Genomic DNA, 588 nt, shown 5'->3' on the forward strand with positions numbered 1-588 from the left:
GTTGTGGAAGACCGAAAGCAAGCGCCCAGCGGCTTGTGCTTTTGCCTGCAATTGCCGCGCTTCGTCCAACGTTACCGTAAAGGGTTTGTCGACCACCACATGCTTGCCCGCGGCCAGCCCTGCGCAAGCGAGCGAAAAATGTGTGTCGTTGGGTGTTGGTATCACCACAAGGTCAATGTCCGGACGCGCAAAAATCCGCTCTGCAGTTGCCTCGACCTGCACGTCGGGCCAGTCGGCATACACCTTGGAAGGATTGCTGCTTGAAATCGCGGCAAGTCTGAGCCCCGGGACTCCAGCTATCAAAGGCGCATGAAACGTTTTGGTGGCGTAACCGTAACCGACGATGCCAACGGAGAGAGTTTTAAGCACAAGGTGTCCCTTTTAGGTTGACCGCTTATCGAGGTTGCATCACGCGCTCGACCGTCTCAATCGTGATTGCCGCCGATTCGCCCACATAGTTGCTCGCAACAAGGGCCTGGGCCAGGCCCTCAGGAAGCCCATGCTTTGCAAACATCGGGTGCTCACTGATGCTTGTTATAAACGGAACGCCTTCGGATTGGGACCGTTGCGCTGCTTCGTAGAGTACCT

2 protein-coding genes are annotated in these 588 nt (G+C 56.3%); both read right to left on the reverse strand.

The annotated features are described in order from the left end of the window. A partial coding sequence (locus AC1DWI_RS25815; RefSeq protein ID WP_477726278.1) for a Gfo/Idh/MocA family oxidoreductase occupies positions 1 to 369 on the reverse strand: 369 nt, incomplete at its 3' end. A gap of 25 nt (positions 370 to 394) precedes the next feature. Continuing rightward, positions 395 to 588 (reverse strand): lyase family protein (locus tag AC1DWI_RS25820; protein WP_477726279.1); only part of this gene is annotated, 194 nt, incomplete at its 5' end.

Source organism: Polaromonas sp. P3_C2, assembly GCF_056402675.1.